This is a genomic window from Micromonospora sp. NPDC005257 (assembly GCF_042872445.1).
Lineage (GTDB): Bacteria > Actinomycetota > Actinomycetes > Mycobacteriales > Micromonosporaceae > Micromonospora.
This window is the reverse complement of the sequence record NZ_JBIAKL010000013.1, coordinates 128105-150716: the sequence shown is the minus strand read 5'-3', so window position 1 is coordinate 150716 and position 22612 is coordinate 128105. Positions and strand designations below refer to the sequence as shown.

21 protein-coding genes and 1 pseudogene are annotated in these 22612 nt (G+C 73.6%); 7 read left to right on the top strand and 15 right to left on the bottom strand.

Annotated features, from left to right (window positions below; translation table 11 throughout):
* Positions 1–28 precede the first annotated feature (28 nt).
* Together ACFYO8_RS25360 and ACFYO8_RS25355 are read right to left on the bottom strand one after the other, a co-directional pair.
* On the bottom strand, positions 29–1408 hold the full coding sequence (locus ACFYO8_RS25360) for a PHB depolymerase family esterase (protein WP_354872058.1): 1380 nt from the start codon (positions 1406–1408) through the stop codon (positions 29–31).
* Between the two features lie 127 nt (positions 1409–1535).
* Positions 1536–2621, bottom strand: coding sequence for a DUF4037 domain-containing protein (locus ACFYO8_RS25355; protein WP_354872055.1), 1086 nt, complete (start codon positions 2619–2621; stop codon positions 1536–1538).
* A gap of 99 nt (positions 2622–2720) precedes the next feature.
* Between ACFYO8_RS25355 and ACFYO8_RS25350 the strand changes: the two genes are divergently transcribed.
* Positions 2721–3644, top strand: a complete 924-nt coding sequence (locus ACFYO8_RS25350) for a 5'-3' exonuclease (protein ID WP_354872052.1) — start codon at positions 2721–2723, stop codon at positions 3642–3644.
* 8 nt (positions 3645–3652) lie between these two features.
* On the opposite strand, the gene ACFYO8_RS25345 is transcribed toward ACFYO8_RS25350, so the two are convergent.
* Together ACFYO8_RS25345 and ACFYO8_RS25340 are read right to left on the bottom strand one after the other, a co-directional pair.
* Positions 3653–4540 (bottom strand): MHYT domain-containing protein, encoded by an 888-nt coding sequence (locus ACFYO8_RS25345; RefSeq protein ID WP_354872050.1) that lies wholly within the window; start codon positions 4538–4540, stop codon positions 3653–3655.
* A gap of 168 nt (positions 4541–4708) precedes the next feature.
* Entirely contained in the window at positions 4709–7489 is a 2781-nt protein-coding gene (locus ACFYO8_RS25340) for a DEAD/DEAH box helicase (protein WP_354872048.1), read from the bottom strand.
* Positions 7490–7575: 86 nt separating this feature from the next.
* Here ACFYO8_RS25340 and ACFYO8_RS25335 point away from each other — a divergent pair, with 86 nt between their 5' ends.
* Together ACFYO8_RS25335 and ACFYO8_RS25330 are read left to right on the top strand one after the other, a co-directional pair.
* Positions 7576–8340, top strand: coding sequence for an HAD family hydrolase (locus ACFYO8_RS25335; protein ID WP_387257611.1), 765 nt, complete (start codon positions 7576–7578; stop codon positions 8338–8340).
* 56 nt (positions 8341–8396) lie between these two features.
* Positions 8397–9332 (top strand): DMT family transporter, encoded by a 936-nt coding sequence (locus tag ACFYO8_RS25330; protein ID WP_387189369.1) that lies wholly within the window; start codon positions 8397–8399, stop codon positions 9330–9332.
* Here ACFYO8_RS25330 and ACFYO8_RS25325 read toward each other — a convergent pair.
* The 3 genes from ACFYO8_RS25325 to ACFYO8_RS25315 all read right to left on the bottom strand — a co-directional run bounded on the left by ACFYO8_RS25325 (position 9295) and on the right by ACFYO8_RS25315 (position 11797).
* Entirely contained in the window at positions 9295–10221 is a 927-nt protein-coding gene (locus tag ACFYO8_RS25325) for a diacylglycerol kinase family protein (protein ID WP_355097566.1), read from the bottom strand. The genes ACFYO8_RS25330 and ACFYO8_RS25325 overlap by 38 nt on opposite strands.
* 107 nt (positions 10222–10328) lie before the next feature.
* Positions 10329–10979 (bottom strand): fasciclin domain-containing protein, encoded by a 651-nt coding sequence (locus ACFYO8_RS25320; protein ID WP_354872042.1) that lies wholly within the window; start codon positions 10977–10979, stop codon positions 10329–10331.
* Between the two features lie 119 nt (positions 10980–11098).
* The gene (locus tag ACFYO8_RS25315; protein ID WP_354872040.1) at positions 11099–11797 is read right to left on the bottom strand and encodes a hypothetical protein; all 699 of its coding nucleotides are present in this window, start codon (positions 11795–11797) and stop codon (positions 11099–11101) included.
* Between the two features lie 183 nt (positions 11798–11980).
* On the opposite strand from ACFYO8_RS25315, the gene ACFYO8_RS25310 reads away from it, so the two are divergent.
* A complete protein-coding gene (locus tag ACFYO8_RS25310; protein WP_387189374.1) occupies positions 11981–12880 on the top strand; it encodes an ABC transporter substrate-binding protein in 900 nt (299 codons plus the stop codon).
* Here the strand turns inward: ACFYO8_RS25310 and ACFYO8_RS25305 are convergent.
* From ACFYO8_RS25305 to ACFYO8_RS25270, 8 genes and pseudogenes are all read right to left on the bottom strand, one after another.
* A pseudogene (locus ACFYO8_RS25305) lies at positions 12852–13586 on the bottom strand (ISL3 family transposase); the annotation flags it as partial. The gene ACFYO8_RS25310 and the pseudogene ACFYO8_RS25305 overlap by 29 nt on opposite strands.
* A 40-nt stretch (positions 13587–13626) precedes the next feature.
* Positions 13627–14208 carry a dihydrofolate reductase family protein gene (locus ACFYO8_RS25300; protein ID WP_387189376.1) on the bottom strand — a complete coding sequence of 194 codons (582 nt, stop codon included), beginning with the start codon at positions 14206–14208 and terminating at the stop codon, positions 13627–13629.
* Between the two features lie 63 nt (positions 14209–14271).
* On the bottom strand, positions 14272–15183 hold the full coding sequence (locus ACFYO8_RS25295) for a helix-turn-helix domain-containing protein (protein WP_387189378.1): 912 nt from the start codon (positions 15181–15183) through the stop codon (positions 14272–14274).
* A 297-nt stretch (positions 15184–15480) separates the two neighbouring features.
* Positions 15481–16434 (bottom strand): twin-arginine translocase subunit TatC, encoded by a 954-nt coding sequence (tatC, locus tag ACFYO8_RS25290; protein WP_387189380.1) that lies wholly within the window; start codon positions 16432–16434, stop codon positions 15481–15483.
* Positions 16435–16454: 20 nt separating this feature from the next.
* Positions 16455–16784 carry a Sec-independent protein translocase subunit TatA gene (gene tatA / locus ACFYO8_RS25285; protein ID WP_354872032.1) on the bottom strand — a complete coding sequence of 110 codons (330 nt, stop codon included), beginning with the start codon at positions 16782–16784 and terminating at the stop codon, positions 16455–16457.
* Positions 16785–17003: 219 nt separating this feature from the next.
* The gene (locus tag ACFYO8_RS25280; RefSeq protein ID WP_387188992.1) at positions 17004–17246 is read right to left on the bottom strand and encodes a hypothetical protein; all 243 of its coding nucleotides are present in this window, start codon (positions 17244–17246) and stop codon (positions 17004–17006) included.
* Positions 17247–17262: 16 nt separating this feature from the next.
* Complete coding sequence (locus ACFYO8_RS25275) at positions 17263–18270, bottom strand: YafY family protein (RefSeq protein ID WP_354872026.1); 1008 nt, start codon at positions 18268–18270, stop codon at positions 17263–17265.
* On the bottom strand, positions 18267–19265 hold the full coding sequence (locus ACFYO8_RS25270) for a WYL domain-containing protein (RefSeq protein WP_354872024.1): 999 nt from the start codon (positions 19263–19265) through the stop codon (positions 18267–18269). Before ACFYO8_RS25270 ends, ACFYO8_RS25275 begins: the two co-directional genes overlap by 4 nt.
* A 103-nt stretch (positions 19266–19368) precedes the next feature.
* Here ACFYO8_RS25270 and ACFYO8_RS25265 point away from each other — a divergent pair, with 103 nt between their 5' ends.
* The 3 genes from ACFYO8_RS25265 (at position 19369) to ACFYO8_RS25255 (ending at position 22608) form a co-directional block, all read left to right on the top strand.
* Positions 19369–20358, top strand: coding sequence for a cation diffusion facilitator family transporter (locus ACFYO8_RS25265; protein WP_354872022.1), 990 nt, complete (start codon positions 19369–19371; stop codon positions 20356–20358).
* Positions 20359–20402: 44 nt separating this feature from the next.
* The gene (locus ACFYO8_RS25260; RefSeq protein WP_387257609.1) at positions 20403–21488 is read left to right on the top strand and encodes a DUF3866 family protein; all 1086 of its coding nucleotides are present in this window, start codon (positions 20403–20405) and stop codon (positions 21486–21488) included.
* 175 nt (positions 21489–21663) lie between these two features.
* Entirely contained in the window at positions 21664–22608 is a 945-nt protein-coding gene (locus ACFYO8_RS25255) for a hypothetical protein (RefSeq protein ID WP_354872018.1), read from the top strand.
* Positions 22609–22612: the final 4 nt, after the last annotated feature.

The following is a 22612-nucleotide window of genomic DNA, read 5'->3' as shown; positions in this document are numbered from 1 at the left end:
AGATGCCGCCGCCTCGGCGTGGAGCGGATCAGGTGGTCGTGCAGGGGTTCCCGTTGAGCGTGAACGCGGCGGGCCTACCGGTGTTGCCGGTGTGGGTGGCCTGGAAGCCGATGTCCACCGAGCCGCCCGGTGGGATCGACGCGTTGTAGGACACGTTGCGGGCGGTCACCGCGCCGCTGGACGGGCTGTACGTGGCGTTCCAGCCCCCGGTGATGGTCTGGCCGCCCGGCAGCGTGAACGCGAGGGTCCAGCCGTTGAGCGCCGTGGTGGACGTGTTGGTGATGGTCACCGAGGCGGTCAGCCCGTTGTTCCAGGCGTTCACCACGTACCCGATCCGGCAGGCGCCCGACGGCGGCGGCGTGGTCGGCGGCTCCGTGGTCGGCGGCGCGGTGGTGGGCGGCGCGGTGGTGGGCGGCGCGGTGGTCGGGGGCGCGGTCGTCGGGGGCGCGGTGGTCGGGGGCGCGGTCGTCGGCGGCGCGGTGGAGTCCAGGCCGAAGAAGCGGATGGCCTGGGCCGCGTCGACCGGCAGGTTGTGCGTGACGCCCTGCATGCTGATCGCCTCGACCGTCGCGGTGCCGCCGGTGCCGCCGTAGCGGGTGCGGGTGTAGCCGGCCTGCGGGCTGTCCGTGTACGCGGGCGTCTGGCTCAGCCCGTTCACGTTGGTCCACTGGTCGATCTGCTCGCCGAAGTTCGGGTAGCGCAGCGTCTCGTCGTTGGTGCCGTGCCAGATCTGCATCCGCGGACGCGGGCCGGTGTAGCCGGGGTAGGCGTTGCGCACCAGGTCACCCCACTGCTGCGGGGTCTTGAGCACCTGGCCGTTGGCGCACTCGCTGTTCCACTCCGAGCCGTTCGTGGTGGCGAAGCAGGCGAAGGGCACACCGGCGAAGGCGGCGCCGGCCCGGAACACGTCCGGGTAGTCGCCGAGCAGCACGTTCGTCATCATCGCGCCGGACGAGGTGCCGGTGGTGAAGATCCGCTGCGAGTCGACCGGGTAGCGCTGCCGCACGTAGTCCACCATCGACTTGATGCCCACCGGGTCGCTGCCGCCGTCGCGGCGCAGCGCCTGCGGCGAGGAGACGTCGAAGCACTTGCTGCTGCGGGTCACCGACGGGTAGACCACGATGTAGCCGTACCGGTCGGCGAGCGCCGCGAACTGAGTGCCGGAGTACATGGCCGGGCCGCTGCCGGTGCAGTAGTGGTTCACCACGAGCAGCCCGGGCCGGGCCGCGACGGTGTCCGGGACGTACAGGTACATGCGCAGGTTGCTCGGGTTGGCGCCGAAGTTCGTCACCTCGGTCAGGGCGGCGGCCGAGGCCGGCCCCGGCAGGGCGAGCGCCGCTCCGACGGCGAGCCCGGCGGCGGCCAGCGCCGCGCCGAGCAGCCGGAATCTGCTCATTCTGGACAGCATGTGTTCTCCTCGATGGTGGGAACGCCGCAGGTGGCGGCGTTCTCGCCGGCGAGGCGCCTGCGACGGGCGGCCCGGACCCTCGGAGACGAGATAGACAGTCGCTGATCGATGCGACCCGAATCGGAGTCTAGGCCCCGACCGGCGCGCGGACAACCGCGGCGGCCACCCGGCGGGCCCGGTCCGGGCGGGTGAGCACGTCCACGTTGTCCACGTACTGGTCCACCGCGCCCACCGGCGGCCGGTCACGCAGCTGCGGGTCGGTGATCGCGGCGCGCAGCGCCTCGACGAACCGGCCGGCGTCCACCACCAGAAACGGCCGGTCGTGGAACGGGCGGGCGGCCGGGTCCACCGGCGCCGCCAGCGCGGCGTCGTTCGTCCAGCCGGCCACCGTCTCCAGCGCCCCCACCAGGCCGGGCTCCCGGGCCGTCCAGTCACCCGGCCCGAGCGCGGCGCCGAGCCCGTCCACCACCGGCGCCGCGGCCGGCAGCGCCGTGAACACCGTGCCGAGCCATTTCGCGTACGGCGGCCAGCGCCGGTGCAGCAGCAGGCCGAGGCGCATCAGGTCCCGGGCCAGTCCGGCGACCACGATCCGGCTGCCCAGTTCGTCGCCGACCTCGGCGCACCGGCCGGCCAGATGCTCGGCCTGCGCGACCCGCTGCCAGCCGGACGCCAGCACGTGCCGCCACACGTCGTCCGGATACCAGGCGAGCCGGTCCCGGACGGTGGTGAGCGCGCCGTCGAGCCCGTCGTGGAATACCGCTCCCCCGGTCAGCTCCGCCAGACGCTGCGTCGGCGTCGCCAGCCAGTCCGCAGTCGCCAGCCCGGCGCGCGGGTCGGCGCCCAGCCGCTCCCGCAGCCATCCGCCCAGCTCGTCCACGCTCACGCCGTGCCGGTCGCCGTCGGCGCGGACCGTGCCGAGCCGCGCCGCCGGCCCGCCGGCGTACCGGGTCGGCCAGCCGAGGAACCGCGCCGGCAACTCCGCGTCGAGCACCGCCCGTACCGGCGCCACGTCGTGCGCGTCCGCCACGAAGACCTGGGTACGCGGACCCCAGTCGTGGTCGGTGGAGCGCGGCGTGTCGAGGCCGAGCAGCTCGGAACCGCCGTCGAGCAGACCGGCGGAGTACGGCAGGCCGGGCAGCCGCCGCGCCAGCAGCGGACCCACCACCTCGTCGTGGAATCGGCGGGCCAGGGTCAGGCCGGGTACGAAGCTCACCCCGCCAGTCTGCGCACCGCGGGCCCCGCGCGCCCTCCGGTTTACCGCCCGGCGGTCGCCTCCCCCATCTCGTCACAGGGCTGTGGAAGGCTTGCCGGCGTGGCATACCGACAGCCGATCCTCCTGATCGACTCCCCCAGCCTCTACTTCCGCGCCTACTTCGGCATCCCCGAGTCGGCCGCCAGGACCGGCGACGGCCAGCCGGTGAACGCCGTACGCGGCTTCCTCGACATGCTCGCCCAGCTCGTGCGCACCCGCCGGCCCGACCGGATGATCTGCGCGCTCGACCACGACTGGCGGCCGGCGTGGCGGGTGGAGCTGCTGCCGTCGTACAAGGCGCACCGGGTCGCGCCCCAGGGCGGCGAGGTCGTGCCGGACACGCTGTCCCCGCAGGTGCCGATGATCCTGGAGGTGCTGGACGCGCTCGGCATCCCGGCCGTGGGCGCGACCGGCTACGAGGCCGACGACGTGCTCGGCACGCTCGCGGTGACCCAGCCGGGCCCGGTCGAGGTGGTCTCCGGCGACCGCGACCTGTTCCAGCTCGTCGACGACGCCCATCCGGTGCGCCTGCTCTACGTGGGCCGGGGCGTGGCCAAGCTGGACGACTGCGACGACGCGGCGGTCCGCACCCGCTACGGCGTGCCGGCCGACCGGTACGCCGACTTCGCGGCGCTGCGCGGCGACCCCAGCGACGGCCTGCCGGGCGTGGCCGGGGTCGGTGAGAAGACCGCGGCCCGGCTGATCGACCGCTACGGCGGGCTGGACGGCATCCTGGCCGCGCTCGACGACCCGCGCTCCGGTTTCGCCCCGGGGCTGCGGGCCAAGCTCGACGCCGCCCGTGACTACCTGGCCGTGGCGCCGAAGGTGGTCCGGGTCGCCACCGACGTGCCGCTGCCCGAGCTGGACCCGACGCTGCCGACGGCCCCCGCCGACCCGGACCGGCTGCTGGAGCTGGCGCAGCGCTGGAACCTGGCCGGCTCCTGCCGCCGCCTGGTGGACGCACTGGCAGGTGACCGATCGTGATCAGTTGATCACGAACGACGGTCGGTGCTCCGGCGGGACGGGAACGGGGCGCCGGGCTGCGCCAGCGTCGACCGGGCACGCAGGCCGACCGGGTCCGGCGCCGGTTCGGCGGGCGCGCCCTGCGGCGCCTCGCCGAGCCGCGAGCTGACGTACGCCAGACCGGCGCGGTCGTCGTCCGACGGCGCGGCGAGCAGCGCGTAGACCAGCCCGACCACACCGAAGACCACCGCCAGCACGATCGGCACCAGCAAGCCGCTCACCTCGGTGCCGGAGACCGGGCCGCGGCTCTCGTGCAGGTGCACCGACAGGGCGCTCATGCCGGTGAAGTGCATGCCGTTCACCGCGATGCCCATGACGAGCGCCGAGGCGCCGATGGCGAGCACCCGCCGCACGGTCATCGCCAGCCAGAGCGCCACGGTGGCGGCCACGATCGCGATGACCACCGACAGCGTCACCCGCAGCGGGTCGTAGCCGAGCGAGCCGTCCAGGCGCATGGCGGCCATGCCGGTGTAGTGCATGGCGGCCACCCCGGCGCCGGTGAAGAACCCGCCGGCGAGCAGCCGGGGCGCGGCGAGCCGGCCGGTGCCCACGATCGCCAGGCCGATGCCGACCGCCGCCACCGCGATGGCCGTGCTGGCGGCCGTCAGCGGCACGTCGTAGCGGATCCGGGTGCCGGCGACGGCGAACCCGAGCATCGCCATGAAGTGCATGGCCCAGATGGCGGTGCCACCCAGCGCCCACGCGGCGAGCAGGCCCCACCAGACGCGCTGGCCGCCGCTGGTGGCGGTCCGGATCCGCCCGGCGCAGACCAGCCCGAGCGCCGAGCCGAGCACTGACAACGCGTAGCTGAGCGCGGGTGTGATCCACCCGTACTCGAAGTGATTGATCTCGCCCACGAGGCCCTTCCCTCACATCCGCCCACGAGCGCGAAGCCACGGCGCTCCCCGGCAATGATCGGGCAGCACGTGGTCAGGTCGCACGCCGACCCCCCGACAATTCGCACGGTCGCGACAGGGTGACGCAGCGGTGTGCCGGTTCCGGCAACCGGTGACCCGAAATGACCATCAGGCGGACGCGTGGTAGGCCAGCACGCCCCGGTTCACCGCCGCGATGGCCTGCCGGGCGGTGCCGCGCAGCTCGGCCGAGGCGCCACCCGAGTCGGCGAGCTGGCCGAGCAGGTCGACCACCTGGCGCGCCCAGCGGACGAAGTCGCCGGCCGGCATCTCCCCGTCGATCTGGTGGCCGCTGGCCAGCACCTTCGCCAGCGCCTCACCGCGCGCCCACCGGTAGATCGGCCAGGCGAAGCCGAGATCCGGCTCCCGGGTCACGGCCAGGCCGCGCGCCGCCTCGTCCGCCTCGATGTCGCCCCACAGCTTGAGCGTCTCGTCGACCGCGTCGGCCACCGCGCCGCGCGGCAGCGAGGCCCGCTCGTCGACGTCCCGCCGTGCCTCGAAGACCACCACCGACACGGCGGCGGCCAGCTCGGCCGGGGACAGGCCGTCCCACACCCGGCGGCGCAGGCACTCGGCCACCAGCAGGTCGGCCTCGGTCCAGATCCGGGCCAGCATCCGCCCGACGTCGGTGACCTCGCCGTCGGCGGCCAGGTAGCCGCGCGCGGTGAGCAACGCGACGATCCGGTCGAAGGTACGGGCAAGCGAGCCGGTCCGCCCGGACACCCGCTCGCGCAACTCCTCGGTGTCGCGCTCCAGCCGACGCCGCCGCTCCGCCCAGCGGGCGTGCTCCTCCCGGTCCGGGCAGGCGTGGCACGGGTGCGCGCGCAGCTCGACGCGGAGCTGGCTGAGCCGGTGGTCCTCCCCCACCGCCTGACGGGACCGACCGCCCCGCCGGCCGCCGTGGCGGTCCAGGCCGGTGCCGCTGACCGCCGCGGCCAGGTCCCGCCGGGCGGCGGGCGAGCGGTGGTTGAAGTGCTTCGGCACCCGGATGCGGGTGAGCACCTCGGCCGGGGTGGTGAAGTCGCCCGGGGTCACCCGCCCGGCCCAGCGGTCCTGGGTGAGGACCAGCGGCCGGGGCTCGCCGAACCCGCCCGTGGCCGGATCCAGCACCACGGCCAGGCCGGCCCGCCGCCCGGACGGCACCCGGATCACGTCACCGACCCGCAGCCGCTCCAGCGAGGCGACGGCCGCCGCCTTGCGCTGGGTCTGCCCCTGCCGGGCGATGGCGCGTTCCCGGTCGGCGATCGCCACCCGCAGCGCGAAGTACTCGTCGAAGTCGCCGTGGTGGCAGGCGGCCTCCGCGCCGTAGGCCTCGATCGTCTCGGTGTTGCGCTGCACCTGCCGGGCCAGGCCGACCACCGACCGGTCGGCCTGGAACTGCGCGAACGAGGACTCCAGCAGCTCCCGCGCGGGCGCCGCGCCGACGCTGCCGACCAGGTTGACGGCCATGTTGTACGACGGCCGGAAGCTGGAGCGCAGCGGGTAGGTGCGGGTGGAGGCGAGCCCGGCGACGTGCCGGGGGTCGGTCTCCGGCGACCAGACCACCACCGCGTGGCCCTCCACGTCGATGCCGCGGCGGCCGGCCCGGCCGGTGAGCTGGGTGTACTCGCCGGGGGTGAGGTCGACGTGCGCCTCGCCGTTGAACTTGACCAGGCGTTCCAGCACCACGCAGCGGGCCGGCATGTTGATGCCCAGCGCGAGCGTCTCGGTGGCGAAGACGGCCTTGACCAGCCCGCGGACGAACAGCTCCTCGACCACCTCCTTGAACGCCGGGAGCATGCCGGCGTGGTGCGCGGCCAGGCCGCGCTCCAGCCCGTCGAGCCACTCCCAGTAGCCGAGCACCGACAGGTCCTCGCCGGGGATGGCGGTGACCTTGGACTCGACCACCCGGCGGATCTCGGCGCGTTCCTCCGCGGAGGTCAGGCGCAGCCCGGCGGCGAGGCACTGCTGCACGGCGGCGTCGCAGCCGGCCCGGCTGAAGATGAACAGGATGGCCGGCAGCAGGCCCTCCCGGTCGAGCCGGTCGACGATGTCCGGGCGCATCGGGCCGCGCCAGCGGGGGCCGCGCCGTCCGCCGCCGGGACCGGCGCTGCGGCCCTCGCCCAGCTCCAGGCGGCGCATCGTGTCCCGGGTGTAACGCAGCAGCTCGGGGTGCACGTCGTGCTTGCGGGCCGCGTCGGCGTCGTGGAACAGGTCGAACATCCGCTTGCCGACGAGCATGTGCTGCCACAGCGGCACCGGCCGGTGCTCGGAGACCACCACCGCGGTCTCGCCCCGCACGGTGACCAGCCAGTCGGCGAACTCCTCGGCGTTGGAGACGGTGGCCGACAGCGACACCAGCGTGACCGACTCCGGCAGGTGGATGATCACCTCTTCCCAGACCCCGCCGCGGAACCGGTCGGCCAGGTAGTGGACCTCGTCCATCACCACGTACGCCAGGCCCTTGAGCGTCGCCGAGCCGGCGTAGAGCATGTTGCGCAGCACCTCGGTGGTCATCACCACCACCGGCGCGTCGCCGTTTATCGCGTTGTCGCCGGTGAGCAGGCCGACGTGCTCGGCGCCGTAGCGGTCCACCAGGTCGTGGTACTTCTGGTTGGACAGCGCCTTGATCGGCGTGGTGTAGAAGCACTTGCGCCGGGCCTCGGGCGCGTCTCCGCCGGGCCGGCCGCGCAGCGCCAGGTGCACCGCGAACTCGCCCACCACGGTCTTGCCGGCGCCGGTGGGCGCGCAGACCAGCACGCCGCTGCCCCGCTCCAGCGCCTCGCACGCCTCGCGCTGGAAGTCGTCGAGATCGAAACCGAGATCCAGGGAGAATTCGTCCAGGGCCGGGAAGGCGGAAGCCTGCGCGGCCCGGCGGCGCGCCGCGGCGTACCGCTCGGCGGGGCTCGACATGACACCAAGATTAATCGGTACGACCGACGAGTACCGGTCAAGGCCGTCCGGCAGGGCAGTCGGAGCGGGTAGGTAGGGTGCACGACGTGCCGGACCGTACCGAACTGCCCCACCTCTCGAGCGGCGCGGACGACGCCGTCCGCGCGAGCCCGTCCCGCCGGCCCGTGGAGGCGGTGCTCTTCGACTTCCACGGCACCCTCGCCCAGGTGGAGGAGCCGCTGGCCTGGGTGCTCGCCGCCGCGGCGGCCTGCGGCGTCGAGCTGGACCGGATCCGGGCCACCTCGCTGGCCGACCGGCTGCTCACCGCCGGACGCGCCGGCGGCCCGCTGCCGGCCCGGGTGCCGCCCCGGCTGGCCGAGCTGTGGGCCGACCGCGATCTCTACCCGCACGCGCACCGGGGCGCGTACACCGGGCTGGCCGAGACCGTGGACACCGGCATCGACGGGCTGGCCGACGCGCTCTACGAGCGGGTGCTGGTGCCCGAGGGCTGGGTGCCGTACCCGGACACCGCGCCGGTGCTGGGCGCGCTGCGGTCCGCCGGGGTGAAGGTGGCGGTGGTCAGCAACATCGGCTTCGACCTGCGGCCGCTGTTCGCCGCCTGGGATCTCGACGCGCTCGTCAACGCGTACGCGCTGTCGTACGAGGTGGGGCGTTGCAAGCCGGACCCGGGCATCTTCCTGCGCGCCTGTGGGATGCTCGGCGTCGACCCGGAGCGCACGCTCATGGTGGGTGACACACCGGCCGACGCCGGCGCGGTGGCCGCCGGGTGCGGCGTGCTGGTGCTGCCCTGCGCCGACGCGGGCCGCCCGAACGGGCTCGGCGCGGTGCTCGACCTGGCCGGAGCCGGCTGAGCGCCGGCCCACCCGGCGGCGGAAGGGCGTCGCGGCGGACCGGCTACCGTCAGGGCATGACCGGTGCCCACCCCGTGCCGTCGCGCGCGCCGGGACGGCTCGGCGGGGTCGCGCTGGTGCTCGGCGGGGCGCTGTCGGTGCAGTTCGGCTCCGCGCTGGCCGCGCTGCTGTTCCCGCGTACCGGGGTGGCCGGGGCGGTGACGTTGCGGCTGACCATCGGCGCGCTGGTGATGCTCGTGGTCTGCCGCCCCCGGGTACGCGGGTACGGCCGCCGCGACTGGGGCGCCGTGCTGGCGTTCGGGCTGGCCCTGGCCGGCATGAACTCGATCTTCTACCAGGCGATCGGACGGATCCCGCTCGGCCCGGCCGTCACCCTTGAGGTGCTCGGCCCGCTGGCGCTGTCAGTGCTCGCCGCGCGCCGGGTGGCCGCCTGGTGCTGGGCCGCGCTGGCGCTGGCCGGGGTGGCCCTGCTCGGGCAGGGCGGCTTCGACCGGCTCGACCCGGCCGGCGCCGCGCTCGCGCTGACGGCGGGCGCCCTGTGGGCGGCGTACATCGTCTGCTCGGCGCGGGTCGGCGCGCGGTTCGCCGGCGCCGACGGGCTGGCCCTGGCGCTGACCGTGGCCGCGCTGCTCACGTTGCCGTTCGGGCTGGCCGACGCGGGCGGCCGCCTGGCCGATCCGGTGGTGCTCGGGCTGGGCGCCGCGCTGGCGCTGCTCGCCTCGGTGCTGCCGTACAGCCTGGAACTGGCCGCGCTGCGGCGGCTGCCGACGGCGACGTTCGCGGTGATGATGAGTCTCGGTCCGGCGATCGCCGCCGTGGCCGGCTGGCTGGTGCTCGGCCAGGCGCTGCGCCCGGTCGAGGTGCTCGCCATCGCGCTCGTGGTCGCCGCGAGCGCCGGCGCGGTCCGCGCCGCCGCCCCGCCACCGGACCCGATCACCGCGGCGGACCCGGCGGTCAGCGCAGCAGCCGCAGCGCGCCCGGCGCGGCGCTGACGGTCACCGGCAGCTCGAAGGCGCGCTCCCCGTCGGCGTACGTGGTGATGCCGTCGGCGGCCAGCTCCACCGTCCGCGCCCGGTAGACGCGCGCCAGCGGGTGCGTGACATGGGTGCCCTGGTAGATCTGCGGCTTGACCCGCATCAGCGTGCGCCTGTCGAAGCGGCCGCCGACCACCACGTCCAGCAGGCCGTCGTGCGGGTCGGCGGCCGGGCAGATCCGCATGCCGCCGCCGTAGCTGGCCGTGTTGCCCACAGCGATCAGCACCGCGTCCACCTCCTGCGCCACCCCGTCCAGGACCAGCCGGTAGCGGCGTGGTCGCAGCCGGGCCAGCTCCACCACGATCGCCAGGTCGTACCGGCGAGGGCCGCGCGGCCAGCGCATCCGGTTGGCGCGTTCGTTGACGATCGCGTCGAAGCCGGCCGCGAGCACCGCGCCGAACCAGCGGTCGGCGACGCCGGGCCGGGACAGCCGCGCCAGGTCGACCGGGCGGGAACGGCCGGCGGCGAGCGCCGCGGTGATCACCTCGACCGCGGCGGCCGGGTCGGCCGGGAAGCCGGTCTCCATCGCGAAGTCGTTGCCGGTGCCCGCCGGGACCGGCCCGAACGGCACTGCCGTGCCGGCGACCGCCTGCACCGCCCGGTGGACGCTGCCGTCGCCGCCCACCGCGACCAGCGCCCCGGCGCCGCCGGCGACAGCGGCGTGGCACGCCGCCTCCGCCTCCTCGGGGGTGCCCGCGCGCAGCAGCTCGACCGGGCGGCCCGCCGCGGCGAGGCGCTCCAGGATCCCGGGCAGCAGACCGCGGTGCCGCCCTCGGCCGGCGGTCGGGTTGGCGAGCACGGCGACGGGGCCGGGCGGGACAGGGTCGTGCTCGGTCACGGCGAGCACCGTACGGCACACCGCGCGCGGCCCACCAGAGCCAGGTCACGCGGCGGGCGGGCGGCACACGCCGACGGCGCCCGGCAGGGGGTGCCGGACGCCGTCGCGGGGGTGGTTCAGGGCAGGTCGATCGGGCGCAGCACCCGGTCCACCGCGTGCGCGATCTGCTTGTTGCCCTTGTTGATGTCGTACCGCACCACCCTGGCGTTGCGGTCGCTGGTGTCGGCGTCGACAAGCCGCACCTCGCGGCCGTACCAGCAGCGCTTCACGTCCACCTCGACGGTCGCGCCGAGCGCGGTGGTCAGGTCCGCGCCGTCGGCCTTCAGCGCCGCCTTGCGGTCGATCGTCGCGCCGGGCACGACGTGGTAGAGCAGGACGTCCTCCACGGTGTCCACGCCGAGCCCGGCGACCGCGTCGAAGGCGGCCTTCTCGCCGGGCAGCTTCCTCGCGTCGGTGATGTCCCGGACCAGCTCCCGGAACGCGTAGTCGTTGGGCACGAACGCGGTCAGCGCGACAGTGCCGTCGGTGAGCACCTTCACCGGCGAGTCCGGCTTGGCCTGCAGCACCGTCAGGACCGCCTTGGTGAGGACGTCGAAGTCCCGCGAGTTGCGGTCGAAGCCGCTCTTGTCGGCGGTGAGCACGGCGGCCAGCGACCGCGTACCCGGCTGCTTGGCGCCGGCCTGGGCGGGCACGGCCGCGGCGGTGGTGGCCACCGCCGCCGCGGTGGCGCCCACGGCCAGCCGGGCGGCGAGACGAGCAATGTTCATCGGGGAGCCTTTCGTCGAAGCGACCAGGTCCGTGACTGTCGTCACGACCATTGCTTCGCCCGGACCGTCCCCGGTGGATGCACCCGGATCGACGAAACTCGGATCGACGCCCCTGTGCCTCAGCGCACCACCAGTCGCTTGCTCACCGACGGCACGCCGTCGCCCTTGACCTTCAGCGACCAGTCACCGGCGGCGCCGAGCGTCACCACCGTCTCGGCGGTGCCGTTGGCCTCCGCCTTCATCTCGGCGACCCGCTTGCCGTCGGGGTTGAGCACGTACAGCGTCCGGGCCCCGGCGGTCTTGTTCGTCACCTTGAACGCGAGCTTCTCGCCGGGCTCGGCGATCAGGCCGTCCACGCCGCTGATCGCGTCGCCGGTCAGCTCGATCGCCACCGACCGGTCGTAGGCCACCTCGGCGGCCGCGCTGGCCAGGTTGCCGTCGTCGGAGACGGTGATCTTGGTCCGTACGCCGTCGCCCTGCCGGCCGGGCTTGCAGGCCACCTCGTACGTGCCGGTCTGCAGCGAGGCGCGCAGGTCGCCGCTGCGGCCCGCCGGCACGTCCGCGACCTCGGCGATCACCTTGGTGAAGCCGTCGCCCTCCCGGCCGTAGACGTAGACGCCGGTGGCCTGCTGGCCCCGGTTGGTCACGGTGAAGGTGACGGTGCCCGGGGTGAACAACGTGGTGGTGACCTCGCAGCTGGTGTCGGTGGCGGTCACCGGCACCTGCTGGCCTTTCGGCGCGGGCTCGTCGTCACCGCAGGCGGTGAGCGCGGTGGCCGCGCAGAGGACGGTCAGGACGGCGGCGGTACGGCTCTTCATCGGGTTCTCCGGAGCGGAGGTCAGGCGGGCTGACCGGAACGGGGCGCCGACGCACCCCGGCACACCGCCCGGGGGGCTCGGCGGAGTCAGCAGAGTCTAAGCGCGTACGGCATCCCGGCAAGGCCCGAGGGCGGTCCGATGTCCGCCCGGGCCAGCTGTGGGGCGTGCGGGCATGATGGCGGCATGCGGCTGGTCTCCCTGCTCCCCTCCGCCACCGAGATCGTGTACGCGCTCGGCCTCGGCGACGACCTGGTCGGTGTCACGTTCGAGTGCGAGGTGCCCGCGTCGTACCGGTCGGGCACCACTGTGGTCGTCGGTGGCCGGGACACGCGCGGCATGAGTCCCGGCGACATCGACGCGTACGTCCGGGCGCAGGTAGCGGCCGGCGCCGACCTCTACACGCTGCACGCCGGGGCGCTGGCCGGACTGGATCCGGACCTGATCCTCACCCAGGATCTGTGCCGCGTCTGCGCGTTGCCCTCGGGCCGGGTCGCCGACGCCGTGGAGCACCTGGGGTGCCGGGCGGACGTGCTGTCGCTCGACCCGTACACACTGGACGACGTGCTGGAGTCGATCCGGGCGGTGGGCGCGGCGGCCCGGGTGCCGGAGCGCGCGGAGGCCCTCGTCGACGGCTTGCGGGCCCGGCTCGCGGCGGTCGGCGCGGCGGTGGCGGACCGGCCCCGGCCCCGGGTCGCTGTGGTCGAGTGGGTGGACCCGCCGTTCGGCGCCGGGCACTGGATCCCCGACCTGGTCGACGTCGCCGGCGGCGAGCCGGTGGCCACCCATCGCGGCGCCCGGTCCGCGCCGACCACCTGGGAGGCGCTACGGGCCGCCCGCCCCGAGGTGGTGCTGGTCGCGCCGTGCGGGTTCCGTCTCGACGGCGCCGCCGAGCAGGCCGCCGCGGTGGCCGCTCACTTCCCGGACGCGCAGGTGTGGGCGCTGGACGCGGACGGCCTGATCGTGCGCGCCGGCCCGCGCCTGGTCGACGGCGCCGAGGCGATAGCCGCGATCCTGCACCCCGACGCGGTCCCCCGCCGGCCCCCAAAGCGGCTCTTCACGATCGAGGGTGTAGTCGCGGCCTGAAGCCTCCGGTCTCCAGCAGCGATCTGGCGATGTAGTTCGTGAGGCTGCGGAACCCGAGTGCGGAACCGCGCAGGTGCTCGAGCCGGCCGTTGATCGCCTCGGTGGGGCCGTTGCTGGTTCCGGGCCGGTCGAAGTAGGCCAGCACGTCGGCTGCGCGCTTCTTCAACGTGCGGCCGAGCGTGGTGACCTCGACCAGTGCGTTCGGGACACCGGTGCTGATCGTGTCGATCAGCTTGACCATCAGCTCGCGGCCACGGCGCCGGTCCTCGTGTCGGTAGGCGGCGATCATTCGCTGGTAGATGCCCCAGGTCGCCTCGACTTCGACATGCGCGTCGTCGGCGAACAGCGCGGTGAGCCGAGCGGCCTGCTCGTCGGTGAGCAGCCCGGCACCTGTGTGCAGGGTCCTGCGCGCGGAGTAGAGCGGGTCGTTCTTCATGCCGCGGTGGCCGTGGATCGCCAACTGGACCCGGCGGCGGCACCGGTCCAGCGCATCGCCGGCCAGGCGCACGACGTGGAAGGGGTCCATGACCACGGTCACGTCGGGGAGCTCTTCGGCGGTGGCGGTCTTGAAGCCGGTGAAGCCGTCCATCGCGACCACGTCCACGGCGTCGCGCCAGGCCTCGTCGCGGTCGGCGAGCCAGGACTTGAACGTCTGGTTGGAGCGGCCCTCGACCATGTCGAGCAGCCGGGCGGGACCGGTGCCATCACCGCCGCAGCGGACTTCTTCGCGTACCCACTCAGATCGGTCATCGGCGCACCCGATAGCGCAGGTGAAGCACCCGGTTGCCCTGAACAACTACGTCTGGGCCTTCCAGCAGGTGCTGCGCGTCGACGGACCCGAAGTAGCGCTTGCCGGAGCCGAGCACGACGGGTGCGACGTCCATGCGTACCTCGTCGACCAAACCTGCGGCGAGCATCTGGCCGCCGACGTCGCCGGCGGCCACCTCGACAGTGCGGTCACCCGCAAGCTCTCGCGCCTTGGCCACGGCTGCCTCGATGCCGTCGACAAAGTGGAAGGGCGCCTGAGGGTCCCAGCCCTCGGGCGCACCACGGCGACTCACGACGACCACATGGTCGATCCCACTCGGAGGCGTCCCATCCCAGCCGTCTGTGATGTCAAAGACGTGACGGCCGGCGATCGTCACACCGATCTCGTCCCAGTACGGCCGGATGTGGTCGTAGGACGCCTGCGACACCTTCAGAACGCCACCGTCGTCCAACGGCACGTCACCGCTGACCAGCCACTCGAATATCGGACCGGGATCGTCGTTCTCAGCTGCGATGAAACCATCCACCGAAACCGACGCGTTCATGACCACTTTGCCCATGGATTCCTCCTCTGTTGGGAGTCCCCAGTCTTGTGCGGCGTGAGCTGTCGCTCTTGTACGAAATCAATCGGCTGGCAGCGGCCAGCCGCCCAGTGCGTGGCCAGGATGGTCGCGCAGGAATCGCCGCCGGACTTCGACGTACCTGGTCGGCGTGAGACCGGTGAACTCCCGGAACTCGCGCACGAAGTGGGCCTGGTCGAAGTAGCCCGCGTCGGCGGCAACGTCTCCCCAGTCGATCGGTGCAGCGACGTCGATCGCCAACACGGTGGAGGTGAAGCGGTAGCTGCGAGCCAGCCGTTTCGGCGTGACACCGACGACGGTCTTGAACCGCTTCGCCAAGTACGTGCTGCTGGCGCGGGCCGCCACACCGATGTCGCTGATTGGCACTGTCCCGCCTGTCGCCGCGATGGCGCTGCTCACTTGGCGGACCACGTCAAGACCGTCGATCGCCCGCAGCCGTCGCACCAGTTCCTCTTCGAGCAACATCAGCATCTTGTGCGGTGCGTCTGCCAAGGTCAGTCGGCGTCGCAACTCAGCGATAGCGGGCTGGCCCCAGATCTGCTCGACCGTCGCCGGTCGGTCGCACAGCTCGGCCGCGGGCATCGGAAGGAACGGTGCCAGCCCCCACGGCTTGAAGTGGACGCCGACGGACCGGGTCGGGGTTGGGTAGCTGAACTCCCACGCGCGGGTGGGCGTGGTGACCGCGCAGCCGTCGGCGTACTCCACGGCTTCTACGTCGGTGCCTGCGCGGATGAGAAACGGCGCCCCGAGGTTGACGATGAGCAATGGCGCAGGCGCCGCCGGCAGCATCAACCGGGAGTACGGCGGGGCGCCCTCCAAGTAGTAGAGGTCGTCGATCAGCCCGTCCAGCGGCGGACCGGGCACCCTGGACACATACTCCACGCCGACATCATCGCCGACGGCCCCCCATCCGGCATCACGCGCCGCCGCCAGCATCGAGCCGGCGCCGATCACTGACGGGCCCCCGGCGCATTTCGGTCCCCAACTACACCCCAAGTTGTGAAGAGCCCCCAGAGCAGCCCGCCGCCTAACCTGACCCACCGTCCCCGCCCCAACCCCGCCCGACGGCGATCTTGCGGTTTCGGCCCGGGCACAGTGCGGATATCCGGCATTCGAGGGGCACAAAGTCCAAGATCGCCGCAGGGTGGGCCGAGGGCACCAACTCCGAGGTCGACGCGGGACGGGCGGCTGCGGAGACGCGGACGCCGCCCCCGTGCGGCGGGGACGGCGTCCGGAGATGAGCGGGTCGGATCAGGTCATGTCGTCGTAGCGGCGCTCGATCGGCTTCGGCGCGACGATCGGCTCCGGTGCTCCGATCGGCTCGGACGCCTCGATCCGGGCACCGGTCGGCACCGGCTCGTTCGACAGGTCCAGCGGTGACACCTCGTCGTCCGCGATGCCGGCGTAGACCTCACGCCCGCGACCGCGCCGCCTGTCGTTGAGGAACGCCACCCCCACCGCGGCGAAGTAGAGCGCGCAGAGGCAGATCGCCAGCGCCGTCATGCCGAACGGGTCGGGTGTCGGCGTGACCACCGCGGAGAACGCGAAGAACACGAAGACCGCGATCCGCCACCAGCTGAGCAGCCGTTTGGCGCTGGCCAGGCCGGCGAAGTTGAGCATCAGCACGATCAGCGGGAACTCGAACGCCACCCCGAACAGCAGGATCAGGTTCGTGACGAACGAGATGTAGCGGGTCACCTCGAGGTTGGTCGCGATGTCGTCGCCGGAGACGTTGAGCAGGAACTCCAGACCCTTGGTGGTGACGAAGAACGCCAGCACCGCGCCGGCTGCGAAGAGCGGGGCCGCGAGCGCGGTGAAGACGTACGCGTAGCGCCGCTCGTGCCGGTGCAGGCCGGGCGCAATGAACGCCCAGAGCTGGTAGAGCCAGACCGGCGCCGCGATGATCAGACCGACCCAGAGACCGATCTTCAGATTCAGCAGAAAGACGTCGGCGACGCCGAGCTGCACGAACAGGCACTTGCCGGTTTCCGGATCGGTCGACTGCGGCAGGTCGCAGTAGGGCTTCGACAGCAGCACCCGGACCGGCGTGGCCAGCCAGATGCCGAAGCCGAAGCCGACCAGGATCGCCAGCGACGCCCGGAACAGCCGGTTACGCAGCTCACGGATGTGCTCCATGAGCGTCATCGAGCCGTCGGCGGCCCGCGCGAAGTCGCTCGGTCCGCGCTTCTTCAACCCGAAGGCCACGGTGGTTGAGGCCTCTCGGATCAGTTCTCGCGGACGCGCTGCACCGGGTCGGCCGGCGGGGCGACGGGCTGCTGCTGCGGGGCGTACGGCTGCTGCTGGGCGTACGGCTGCTGCACGTACGGCTGCCCCTGGACCGGCTGCTGGGGCTGGAGCGGCTGGTAGCCGGCCTGCGCGTCGGCCTTCTCGGCGAGATCGCGGTCGTCGTCGTCGTGCAGGCTCTTGGTCTCAGCCTTGATGATCCGCAGCGAACGACCCAGCGAGCGGGCCGCGTCGGGGAGCCGCTTCGCGCCGAACAGCAGGATCAGCACGACCACGAGTACGGCGATGTGCCACGGCTTGAGGGCACCCATGGGAAGCTCCAGTCGCTCTGTGTAGTAGTGAGGGGTAGGTCGTCGCCCATCGTACGTGCGTAGCAGCGCCTTGCCACCCCCGCGGGCCTGCTCGTGCGGGCCCGGTCGGTGAAGTTTCGGCCAACCTGGACTGTCCCGTCAACCATCCGGCACCGCGCATTTCTGCGCGGAACCGCCCAGGAATGCGCAAACGGCGCTCAACCGGCCGACGGGCGTCGATCAGTCGCCGCGTCTGGCCTTGATCAGCTCGATCCGCTCCTGCGCGACGGCCGCCCGCTCCTGGAGCGACTCGGCCCGCGCCTGCACCTGCTCGGCGGCGGCACGCAGCGACTCCGCCTCGGCCGCCCGGCGTTGCAACGCCAGCGCGGAACGGCGCAGCCCGGGCAGCCGGCTCACCACCGGACGGATCGCCAGGGCCAGTACGACCAGCGCGAACACCACGACACCGAGCACGATCCACATCACCACGGCGGTCAGCCTATCGGGTGCCGCCGACCGCCGCCGGGTCGGCGCTGCCGGCCGGGGTGGCGTACGCGTCGAGCGCGGCCACGGCCTGGGCGCGTACCTGGTCGGCCAGCTCGGCCGGGGCCACCACAGTGACCTCCGGGCCCAGCCCGAGCACGAATCGCCGGGCCCACCCGAGGTCGGTGACGCGCAGAGACACCAGCCACTGCTCGCCGTCGGCCTCGACCCGCTCGCACGGATAATATTCGGTGATCCACCGCTCGCCCCGGCCGATCCGCAGCGTGATCAGCGGCAGGTCGGCCGACGGGCGGAACACGCCGTCGCTGAGGTCGTGCGGGCGGGCCTGCGGCGGCACCACCGCCTGCTCCGGCAGCTCGGTCACCGCGTCGATCCGGTCGGCCCGGAACAGCCGCACCGCCTCGGCGCGGCGGCACCACGCCTCCACGTACGCCCGGCCGCCGACCATCAGCATCCGCAGCGGGTCGATGGTGCGTTCGGTGGTCTCGTCCCGGGCCGCCGTGTAGTAGGTGATCCGCAGCGCCCGGCCGCGCTCGACGGCGGCGCGCAGCTCGCGTACCCGGGCGGTGTCGCCGGGCAGGCGGACCTCGACCGGCGCACCGGCCAGGTCACCGGCGGCGCTCTCGATCTTGGCGAGTGCCCGCTCGACCGCCTCCCGGTTGGCCACGCCGGGCGTCTCGGCCAGCATCCGCAACGCCACCACCAGCGCCAGGGCCTCGTCCGGGGTGAGCCGCAGCGGGCGGTCGATCCCGGCGTCGTAGGTGATGGTGACCCGGTCGCCGTCGAACGCCATGTCGATCAGGTCACCGGGGCCGTAGCCGGGCAGCCCGCACACCCACAGCAGCTCCAGATCCTCCCGGAGCTGCTTCTCGGTCACCCCGAGGTCGTGCGCCGCCTCGGCGATCTCGATCCCGGGGCGGGCCAGCAGGTAGGGCACCAGGTTGAGCAGCCGGGCCAGCCGGTCGGCGGAGGCGCGGCCCGGGCGGCCCGCCGGGCGGGTCACCGGGCACCCCCGGCGACCGCCAGCTCGTCGTGCCGGGCGGCCACCTCCTTGAGCCGCTGGATGACCGCCTCCCGCACCTCCGGTGGCTCCAGCACGCGCACGTCCGGGCCGTACCCGACGATCTGGCCGGCCAGGTAGTCGGCGTCGGCGTACGGCAGCACCAGCCGGTCGCCGTCCGGACCGGCCTGGCACTCCACCGCCCAGCGGCGCAACCCGGCCACGCGGCCCGGCGTGGCCAGCACCGTGGCCCGGCCGGTGTGCTCCACCGGCCCGGACCAGCGCGCCACGTGGCTGATCAGGTCGACCCCGGCGGGCGGCGCGTAGGCCCCCGGCTCGCCCGTCGCCCGGACCGCGCCGACCACCCGGGACAGCCGGAAGCAGCGGGTCGCCGCGCGGTCCAGGTCGTGGCCGACGACGTACCACCGGCCGCGCCAGCAGACCACGCCCCACGGCTGCACCCGGCGACGGGTGGGCGCGTCCCGGTCCGGCACGCGGTAGTCGAAGCTGACCTCGCGCCGGTCCCGTGCGGCGGCGGTGAGCGGCGCGAACGCCGGGTCGACGGTGACCATCGGCTCCAGGCCCAGCGTGGCCTGCGGATCCACGTCGATGCCGGCGGCGCGCAGCTTCGCCAGCCCGGACGACGCGGCGGCGGCCAGCCCGGCGTGCTGCCACAGGCGGGCGGCGATGCCCACCGCGGCGGCCTCGTCCGGTTCGAGCGGGATGTCGGGCAACGCGTAGGCGCGCGGCGCGATCCGGTAGCCGGGCTCGGCGTCGAAGACGCTCGCCGTGCCGGTCTCCAGCGGCACGCCCAGCTCACGCAGCTCGGCCTTGTCGCGCTCGAACTTGCGCTGGAACGCCTCGTGGTCCTTGGCGTCGTCCGGGTCGTGCTCGTAGCCGGGCACGGTCGCGGCGATCTGCGCGGCGGTCAGGAAGCGTCGCGTCGACAGCAGGCAGATCACCAGGTTGACCAGGCGTTCGGTACGGGTCCGGGACACGTGCAAACGCTAGCAGCCCGCGTGTCCGGCGCGGGCACCCGCGCGGCGCGGCGCGGGGGTCTTCCACCCGGCGGCGGACATCGACCGGTCATAGGGTGAGCGCATGGCGGAGCCGGAGGTCAAGACCGAGAGCGTCGGCACTGTCGTGGTGGCGGGCGCGGCGAACCTCGCCATCGCGGTCGCGAAGCTGGTCGCGGGCCTGATCTCCGGCTCCGCGGCGATGCTCTCCGAGGCCGTCCACTCGCTGGCCGACACCACCACCGAGGTGCTGCTCTACCTGGCGCTGCGCCGCGGCGCGCGGCCGGCCGACACCCGGCACCCCTTCGGGTACGGCAAGGAGAGCTACGTGTGGGCGTTCCTCGCCGCGCTGTTCACCTTCGTGGCCGGGGCGGGCTTCGCCGTCACGCACGGCGTCACCACCATCCTGGTGCACGAGCACAGCGGCGAGTACGTGGTCTCGTACGTGGTGCTGGCGGTCTCCTTCGCCATCGAGTCGGTGTCGCTTGCCCGGGCGGTCCGGCAGGTGCGCGGCGAGTCCCGTCGCTGGGGCACCACCTCGCGCCGCTACCTGCGCCTGACCGCCGACACCACGGTGAAGGCGGTCTTCCTGGAGGACAGCGCCGCGCTGATCGGCCTGCTGATCGCCGCCGGCGGGCTCACCCTGTCGCACCTGACCGGCGACGAGCTGTACGACGGCGTCGCCTCCATCCTCATCGGCGTGCTGCTGCTGGTGGTCGCCGCGATCCTGGCCCGCAGCAACATCTCGCTGCTGGTCGGGCGCTCGGTGTCCGACCGGCTGCACCGGCGCATCGAACGGGAGCTGGCGGACGTGCCGACGGTGGACCGGGTCGACACGCTGATGACCATGTTCCTCGGCCCCGACGACATCCTCGTCGCCGCCAAGGTCGACTTCCGCGACGACGCCACCGGCGCCGACATCGAGGCCGCCGCCGACGAGGCCGAACGCCGGCTCACCGGGCACTTCCCGGAGATCGCGTACGTCTTTCTCGACCCCACCCGGTCCCGCTCGGCCGACCGGCCCGCCCGCACCACCCAGGACGAGGCGGGGCGCCCTGTCGACCAGGACACCTGACCCGCCCGGGTAACCGCCCGGCGCCGGCCGATACCGTGCACCGCATGGTGCGATGGCGGTCCGGCACGGTCACTGCGGTACGGCGGCGGTGGACCGGCGCCGTCGAACTCGACGTCGAGCTGCCCGACGGTGGACGGATGCGCGCCCTGGCCTACCCGGCCCTGGTCGGCGAGCCGGAGCCCGGCGACCGGGTGCTGCTGAACGCCGGGGCGCTGCTGATGGGCCTCGGCACCGGCGGCTACGCGCTGGTCGTGGCGCTGCCCGACCGGCTGCCCCCGGACCCGCCGCAGGCCGGCGACAGCCGCGACGCCGGGCACCTGGTCAAGGCCCGCTACACGCCGCTGCAACCGATCCTGCTCGGCGTGGACGAGGAGGCCTCACCGCACCACGACACCCTGGCCGCCGCCGACACCGTCGACGGCATGCCGGTGGTCACCGCCGACCTGCACTCCGCGCTGCCGGCGATCCTCGCCGGGGTACACGCCGACGCCCCGGACGCGCGGGTGGCGTACGTGCTGACCGACGGCGGCGCGCTGCCGGCCTGGTTCTCCCGGACCCTGGCCGGCCTGGCCGGGCACCTCACCGGCACGGTGAGCGTGGGTCAGGCGTTCGGCGGCGACCTGGAGGCCAGCACCCTGCACAGCGGCCTGCTCGCCGCGCGGCACGTGCTCGGCGCGGACCTGACGATCGTCGCCCAGGGCCCCGGCAACCTCGGTACCGGCACCCGCTGGGGCTTCTCCGGGGTGGCCGTCGGCGAAGCGGTGAACGCGGTCGCCACGCTGGGCGGGCGCCCGGTCGGATCGCTGCGCATCTCCGACGCCGACGCCCGGCTCCGACACCGGGGCGTCTCCCATCACAGCCTCACCGCGTACGGCCGGGTCGCGCTGGCCCGCGCGGAGCTGGTGGTGCCGGACGGACTCCATCCCACCCTGGCGGCGGAGGTCGCCACGGCGCTGGCGCCGCTGGCCGACCGGCACACGATCGTCACCGTGCCCGCCGACGGCCTCGACGCGGCCCTGCGGGCCGGCCCGGTCGGCCTGTCGACGATGGGCCGGGGCCTGGACGCCGACCACGCCTACTTCCTGGCCGCGGCCGCGGCCGGCCGCCACGCGGCCCGCCTGCTCGGCTGAACATGCGGAACGCCGCGGGGATCAGCGCCGGGACAGGTCAGCACGATTGAAGAACCGGGGCCCCACGCGGCCTCCCATACTGTCCGGGAAATCGACTCCGGTCACCCCGTCACCGCCGTCGCACCAGGCAGCCGCGCGGAAAACGCGGCTGGCCGCCGTTTAGGAGGCGACTCCCATGGCACTGCGACAGTTCCCGAACGCGACCCCCGACGCCGGAATCTCCACTGACCGCCCGCCGCATCCCCTCCGATTCGCCCTGATCAGCGCGGCAGCCGGCGTGCTGCTGGCCGTCCTGTGGTCCTTCGAGTTCGTCGACAAGGTCATCGGCGACAACGTCGCCAACACCGTGCTCGGCCACGACGCCAAGGGGACCGCCATCACCGGCGCCGTCGGCGGGATGCTCTTCGCCTTCGTCTCCGGCTTCGCCGGCACCTTCACCGCCTGCAACATCGCGGTGGCGGCCTCGGTCGGGCCGATGAGCCAGGCCTCCGGCGCCGACCCCGCCGGCGGCACCCGGCCCGCGCTGCGCGCCCTGCTGCGTCCGGTCGGCTGGCTCGCCCTCGGCATGGTCGTCGTCTCGGCCAGCTACGGCATCATCGGCGTCCTGCTCGGCGAGCGCCTGCCCCAGCTGTCCACCGAGGTCGTCGGCGGCGTCCCGGTACGCCTCATCCAGTCGTCGGTCGTCTTCGGCGTCATCGGACTCGCCCTCACCTATCTCGGGCTCGCCGCGCTCAGGCTCGTGCCGGACATCTTCGCGCACCGGCCCGTCGCCCGGGTGATCACCATCGGCGCGATCGTCGGCGGGTTCCTCGTCGGCCGCCCCTACCCGATGTTCAACAAGCTGTTCCACTGGGCCGTCGACACCGGCAACCCGCTCTACGGGGCGCTGGCGTTCACGCTGCAGTCCCTCGGGAACATCCTGCTCGTCACGGCCGTGTTCGCCCTCGCCGTGGCGATCAGCCGGGGACGCTTCCTCGCCTGGATGGCCGACCCCCGCCGCGCCGCCACCGTCACCGGAGCGCTGCTCGTCGCGCTCGGCGTCTTCACCGTCATCTACTGGGACATCCGGGTCCCGGCCATGTTCGGCTTCGGCTGGTTCCCCCGGATGCCCTACAACTGAGCCG

What these genes read in the sequence shown, in the direction of transcription:
- ACFYO8_RS25300 (WP_387189376.1), bottom strand. Translation starts at nt 14,208, where the DNA reads ATGGGCAAAGTGGTCATGAACGCGTCGGTTTCGGTGGATGGTTTCATC.
- ACFYO8_RS25330 (WP_387189369.1), top strand. Translation starts at nt 8,397, where the DNA reads ATGACCGGTGCCCACCCCGTGCCGTCGCGCGCGCCGGGACGGCTCGGC.
- ACFYO8_RS25260 (WP_387257609.1), top strand. Translation starts at nt 20,403, where the DNA reads ATGGTGCGATGGCGGTCCGGCACGGTCACTGCGGTACGGCGGCGGTGG.
- tatA (WP_354872032.1), bottom strand. Translation starts at nt 16,784, where the DNA reads ATGGGTGCCCTCAAGCCGTGGCACATCGCCGTACTCGTGGTCGTGCTG.
- ACFYO8_RS25255 (WP_354872018.1), top strand. Translation starts at nt 21,664, where the DNA reads ATGGCACTGCGACAGTTCCCGAACGCGACCCCCGACGCCGGAATCTCC.
- ACFYO8_RS25360 (WP_354872058.1), bottom strand. Translation starts at nt 1,408, where the DNA reads ATGCTGTCCAGAATGAGCAGATTCCGGCTGCTCGGCGCGGCGCTGGCC.
- ACFYO8_RS25280 (WP_387188992.1), bottom strand. Translation starts at nt 17,246, where the DNA reads ATGTGGATCGTGCTCGGTGTCGTGGTGTTCGCGCTGGTCGTACTGGCC.
- ACFYO8_RS25265 (WP_354872022.1), top strand. Translation starts at nt 19,369, where the DNA reads ATGGCGGAGCCGGAGGTCAAGACCGAGAGCGTCGGCACTGTCGTGGTG.
- ACFYO8_RS25310 (WP_387189374.1), top strand. Translation starts at nt 11,981, where the DNA reads ATGCGGCTGGTCTCCCTGCTCCCCTCCGCCACCGAGATCGTGTACGCG.
- ACFYO8_RS25320 (WP_354872042.1), bottom strand. Translation starts at nt 10,979, where the DNA reads ATGAACATTGCTCGTCTCGCCGCCCGGCTGGCCGTGGGCGCCACCGCG.
- ACFYO8_RS25315 (WP_354872040.1), bottom strand. Translation starts at nt 11,797, where the DNA reads ATGAAGAGCCGTACCGCCGCCGTCCTGACCGTCCTCTGCGCGGCCACC.
- ACFYO8_RS25340 (WP_354872048.1), bottom strand. Translation starts at nt 7,489, where the DNA reads ATGTCGAGCCCCGCCGAGCGGTACGCCGCGGCGCGCCGCCGGGCCGCG.